Here is a 5,325-nt window from a genome sequence, read left to right as displayed (position 1 = left end):
CGGCGGCCGCGGGCTCGGCTGCGGGCTTGGCTGCGGGAGCCGCCGGGGAGATGGCCTCCTCGACGAGGGCGACGATGTCGGCGTCGGTCTTCGCCGCCCGCAGTGCGGTGACGAAGTCGGGGCGGACGAGCGCGCGGGCCAGTGAGCTGAGAAGCTTCATGTGCTCGGATGCGCCGCCCTCGGGTGCGGCGATCAGGAAGACCAGATCGGCGGGGCCGTCGGGAGCGTCGAAGTTCACCGGTGCCGACAGCCGGGCCATCGCCAGGCTCGCCTGCGTCACCGAGGCGACCCGCGCATGGGGGATGGCGATGCCGCCGGGGAGGCCGGTGGCCGACTTGGCCTCCCGGGCCAGGGCGGCGTCGGCGAGCTCGCGGACGTCGGTGGTGCGTCCGGCGGCGCCGAGCTGTTCGGCGAGGTGGGTGATCACCGACGACGGGTCGGGACCCGCGTCGACGTCGAGGCTCACCGTGGCGGCGGTGATGATCGGTTCGGACATCGGTTTTCCTTACTCCGGGGAGAGACCCGTGGGGGTCGGGATTGTCGGGACGGGTGAGCCGGCCTGCACCGGGGACGTGGACAGGGCGGTCACCGGGATGTGTGCGAGGTCGAGATGTTCGGGCCGGGGCGCCTGCGTGCCGGGCAGGGCGGTGGCCGCCGCGCCGTAGGCGACCGCCGATCGCAACCGGCCGGGTTCGTCGTCGCCGCGGGTCGCCGCGATCAGGTAGCCGGCGAGCGAGGAGTCGCCGGCACCGACGGTGCTGCGCGGCACGATGGGCGGAGGTGAGGCGAACCAGCTGCCGCCGGTGGTGGTCAGGATCGCGCCGGTGGCCCCGAGCGTGGCGAGCACGCTGCCGCCGATCCGTTCGGCCATCGTCTGGGATGCGGCCACGATGGGGCCGAGGTCGCCGGCGGCGAGGGCCGCCCGCAGCACCGCCGGGTCGAGACCGCATGCCTCGGCGAGCTCGGTCTCGTTGGGCTTGATCAGGTCGACCGGGCCGGCGACGGCCGCCGTCAGCGGCGCCCCCGAGGTGTCGATCGCGACGCGGCACCCCAGTGGCGCAAGGGAATCGGCGAGGGTGCGATACCAGTCGTCGGGGACCCCGGCCGGCAGTGAGCCGCACAGCGCCACCCAGGCGGCGTCGGCGGCACGATCGAGCAGCAGGCCGGTGAGCGCGTCGACGGCGTCGGCGTCCAGCGCGGGCCCGGGCGCGTTGATCTTGGTGGTGGTGCCGTCGGCCTCGGCGATCGTGATGTTGGTACGGACGTCGCCGGAGACCCCGACGGCATCGATCTCGAGTCCGACGCCCCGCAGGGCGGTCAGCAGCGGATCGCCGTCGTGGGCCGGGAGGATGGCCCGGGTCGGCATCTCACTCGCGGCGATCACGCGCGAGACGTTGATGCCCTTGCCGCCGGGTTCGTTGCGGACACCGACGGCGCGCTGCACCTCGCCGCGTGCCAGCGGTGCGGCGAGTTCGAGGGTGCGGTCGAGGCTCGGATGTGCGGTGAGGGTGAGGATCATGCGATCACGACCTCGATGCCGTGGGCGGCCAGCACCGCCGAGAACGCCGCGTCGATCCCGGCGTCGGTGACCAGGACGTCGATCTCGTCGAGGTCGGCGAAGGAGATGAAGTCCTCCCGGCCGATCTTCGAGGAGTCGGCGAGGACCACCACCTGCCGTGCGGCCCGGACCATCGCGGACTTGACCGCGGCCTCCTCCGGATCGGGGGTGGACAGTCCCAGACCTTCGCTGAGGCCGTTGGCGCCGATGAACGCGACCGACGCCCGGATGCGTTCGAGCCGCGACACCGCCTCGGCGCCCACCGCCGCCTGGGTCACGCCGCGGACCCGGCCGCCGATCAGCTGCAGGGTGCAGTCGGGGAGCGCGGTCATCACCGCCGACACCGGGATGCTGTTGGTCACCAGCGTCAGTCGGCGCTGCGGCGGGACGCGTAGCGCCACCTGATAGGTGGTGGTGCCGGCGTCGACGATCACCGAACCGCCGTCGGGCGGCAGGAACCGGACGGCGGCCTGGCCGATCGCGGCCTTCTCCGCCGAGCTGGCGGACGCACGCTCGGCGACGCCCTGTTCGTCGCCGATCTGGGCGAGGTCGGGGCGGACGGCACCGCCGTGCACCCGGGTGAGATGTCCGCCGCGCTCCAGGATCGCCAGATCCCGACGCACGGTCTCGCCGGTGACGTCGAACTGTTCGGCGAGGTCGCTGACCGACGCCCGACCTTGCGTGCTCACCTTTTCGGCGATCGCCCGCTGTCGCTCTTCCGCGTACACGTTGCTCCGATCGAGTGACGCCACTCACCAGCGATGTGGATATAAGTGGCTATCAATGTTGATATATCTGTGTTTACGCCTGAACGTATTGACAAGTCAAGCTTTTCTTGTAACTTCGATCACAAGACAAGTGCAGAGTGAAAGGGCACGGTCGTGAATCAGCTGAAGGACGAGGTGGCGATGGAGTCGCTACAGGGCACCCCGGTGGTCGGCGGTATCGCATACGGGCCGGTGATCCGGGCCGGAGAGCGAATCGGCGCCGCCAGCGATCTCGAGACCCGCACCGAGGTCGACGAGGCAGACCGTGACGCCGAGCAGGCCCGGTTCACCGCCGCCGCGGCGGCGGTCGCCGCCCGCCTGCGCGATCGCGCCTCCCATGCATCGGGCGCAGCCGCCGAGGTCCTGATCGCCACGGCCGGCCTCGCCGAGGATCGCGGCTGGACCGGGGCGGTGGCCAAGCGCATCGCCGACGGCGCGCCCGCGGCACTCGCCGCGACCGGGGCCACCGCCCAGTTCGCGGAGATGTTCACCGCGCTCGGCGGCGTGATGGCCGAGCGTGTCACCGATCTCGAGGACGTTCGTGACCGGGTGATCGCCGAGGTCCTGGGACTCCCGGAACCCGGTGTCCCGGTACCGGAGTCGCCGTCGGTGCTCTTCGCCGACGACCTCGCACCCGCCGACACCGCCGGACTCGACCCGGCGCTGGTGACCGCCTTGGTCACGCGGCTGGGCGGACCCACCAGCCACACCGCGATCATCGCCCGCCAGCTCGGCATCCCCTGTGTGGTCGCGGTGGCCGGACTCGACGCGGTGGCCGCAGGCACCACCGTGCTGGTCGACGGCACCGCCGGCAGCGTGGAGATCGACCCGGAGCCGACGGCTGCCCGGGCGGCGGTGGCCGAGAGCCGCCGGCAGGCCGAGGTCGTCGCCGCGTGGTCGGGACCGGGCCGCACGGCCGACGGTCACGAGGTGGCCGTGCTCGCCAACGTGGCCGACGGCGTCTCCGCGCGCGCCGCGACCGGATACCCGGTCGAGGGCATCGGCCTGTTCCGCACCGAGCTGACCTTCCTCGACCGCGCCGACGAGCCGACGGTCGACGAGCAGGTGGCGCTCTATCGCGAGGTGATCGACGCGTTCCCGGGCGGCAAGGTGGTGATCCGCACGCTCGACGCCGGCTCGGACAAGCCGCTGCGCTTCGTCGACCACGGCGCCGAGGCGAACCCTGCGCTGGGTATCCGCGGAAACCGGCTGACCGCAACCCATCCCGAGATCCGGACGAATCAGCTCGACGCGATCGCCCGGGCCGCCGAGGAGTCCGGTGCCACCGCGCGGGTGATGGCACCGATGATCGCCGGACCGGCCGAGGCCGCAGACTTCGCCGCCGAGGTGCGGTCACGAGGGATGATCGCGGGGGTGATGATCGAGATCCCGTCCGCGGCGATCCTGGCATCGGCGGTGCTCGCCGAGGTGGACTTCGTCTCGATCGGGACCAACGATCTGACCCAGTACACGATGGCCGCCGACCGTATGTCGGCCGAGCTGGCCGAGCTCACCGATCCGTGGCAGCCGGCGGTGTTGCACCTGATCGAGGGTGTGGCCCGGGCCGGTGCCGACGCCGGAAAGCCTGTCGGGGTGTGTGGCGAGGCGGCCGCGGATCCGCTGCTCGCCTGCGTCCTGGTGGGGATGGGGGTGAGCTCGTTGTCGAGTGCCCCCGTCGCGGCGGCGGCCGTCGGCGCACGCCTCGGACAGGTGTCGCTGGCGCAGTGCCGTGATGCGGCCCGGGCGGCCCTGGCGACCTCGGAGGCGGCCGCCGCGCGGGCGGCGGCAGCGGCGGTCCTGGCCGGCTGAGCACGCCCTCGCCCGGCACCGTACCGGCGAGAACCGCTGTGTGAGAACGACTTCAGAAGAACTGCCCTCAGGGATGCGATTCCTGAGGGCAGTTCTCGTCGAGGTGGGTTCGCCGGGTGTCAGACCCGACGCATCACGGTGACGACCTTGCCGAGGATGACGGCGGTGTTGCCCGGGATCGGGTCGAAGAGCTCGTTGTGCGGCATCAGCCACACCTGGCCGTTGCCGCGCTTGAAGGTCTTGACGGTGGCCTCGCCGTCGATCATCGCGGCGACGATGTCGCCGTTGTCGGCCACGTTCTGCTGACGGACCACCACCCAGTCGCCGTCGCAGATCGCGGCGTCGATCATGGACTCGCCGACCACCTTGAGCATGAACAGCGATCCGTCGCCGACCAGCTCGCGCGGCAGCGGGAAGACATCCTCCACGGCCTGCTCGGCGAGGATCGGTCCGCCGGCGGCGATCCGGCCCAGCACCGGGACGAATGCCGGGGTCGGCAGACCGGCTGCGGCCGGGTCGTCGGAGGGATTCGGGTCGATCTGGTTGTCCTGCACGTTGACCGCACGCGGGCGATTGGCGTCGCGCTTGAGCAGTCCCTTGCGTTCGAGGGTGCGCAACTGGTGGGCCACCGACGAGGTCGAGTTGAGACCCACCGCATCACCGATCTCGCGGATGCTCGGCGGATAGCCGCGCTCGCGGACCGATCGGCGGATCACCTCGAGCACCTCGCGCTGACGCTGGGTCAGCGTGGCCTCGATGACCACCGGGTCGATCGCATCCGGGTTCGCCGCTGCTCGCGACGATCCCGCCCTCGACGACCCGGCCTTCGACTTCGCGCCCGACGACCCGGCCGCGCGCCGCGTCTTGTCACTCATCGCGTACGTGTCCTTTCCGTGCCGCCCCGCGTCGGCATCTTCTGTGATCGAGGCTATCCCACGTTCCCGACAACCTCAAACACCTGTTCGACGTGTTTCCACGACATTTGTCGGAGCCCCGTGATAGAACTTCGAACAACAGTTTATCGAACGCGTGATCGAGAAACGGGAGGCTCTCTCTCATGCACACAACCCTGATATCGGACCGTCCGGCGGCTGTAGCGGCCCCGTCGGCCACCCGTCCGTCCGGCACCCCCACGCCCCGACCTGCGGCGGGAGCCCGCGGCGCCGATCGGCACCCGGGGGGCCGGCGCCC

At 71.4% G+C, this 5,325-nt stretch carries 5 protein-coding genes; 1 reads left to right on the top strand and 4 read right to left on the bottom strand.

The features are described 5' to 3' along the window. The 3 genes from GD1_RS23715 to GD1_RS23705 all read right to left on the bottom strand — a co-directional run. Positions 1–496 (bottom strand): PTS sugar transporter subunit IIA (locus GD1_RS23715; protein WP_169798221.1); only part of this gene is annotated, 496 nt, incomplete at its 3' end. 9 nt (positions 497–505) lie between these two features. Further along, positions 506–1,519 carry a 1-phosphofructokinase family hexose kinase gene (locus GD1_RS23710; protein ID WP_059039975.1) on the bottom strand — a complete coding sequence of 338 codons (1,014 nt, stop codon included), beginning with the start codon at positions 1,517–1,519 and terminating at the stop codon, positions 506–508. After that, entirely contained in the window at positions 1,516–2,286 is a 771-nt protein-coding gene (locus tag GD1_RS23705; RefSeq protein ID WP_053776528.1) for a DeoR/GlpR family DNA-binding transcription regulator, read from the bottom strand. The genes GD1_RS23710 and GD1_RS23705 overlap by 4 nt, the downstream gene beginning before the upstream one ends. 180 nt (positions 2,287–2,466) lie before the next feature. On the opposite strand from GD1_RS23705, the gene ptsP reads away from it, so the two are divergent. Beyond that, the gene (ptsP, locus tag GD1_RS23700) at positions 2,467–4,134 is read left to right on the top strand and encodes a phosphoenolpyruvate--protein phosphotransferase (RefSeq protein WP_059039977.1); all 1,668 of its coding nucleotides are present in this window, start codon (positions 2,467–2,469) and stop codon (positions 4,132–4,134) included. A 119-nt stretch (positions 4,135–4,253) separates the two neighbouring features. Here ptsP and lexA read toward each other — a convergent pair whose 3' ends face one another. Continuing rightward, entirely contained in the window at positions 4,254–4,907 is a 654-nt protein-coding gene (gene lexA / locus GD1_RS23695; RefSeq protein WP_307190370.1) for a transcriptional repressor LexA, read from the bottom strand. Positions 4,908–5,325 lie beyond the last annotated feature (418 nt).

The organism is Gordonia desulfuricans NBRC 100010, from assembly GCF_001485495.1.
GTDB classification, from domain to species: Bacteria; Actinomycetota; Actinomycetes; order Mycobacteriales; family Mycobacteriaceae; genus Gordonia; species Gordonia desulfuricans.
Note: the sequence above shows the minus strand (reverse complement) of the source record. Positions and strands in the feature narration are given on the sequence as shown.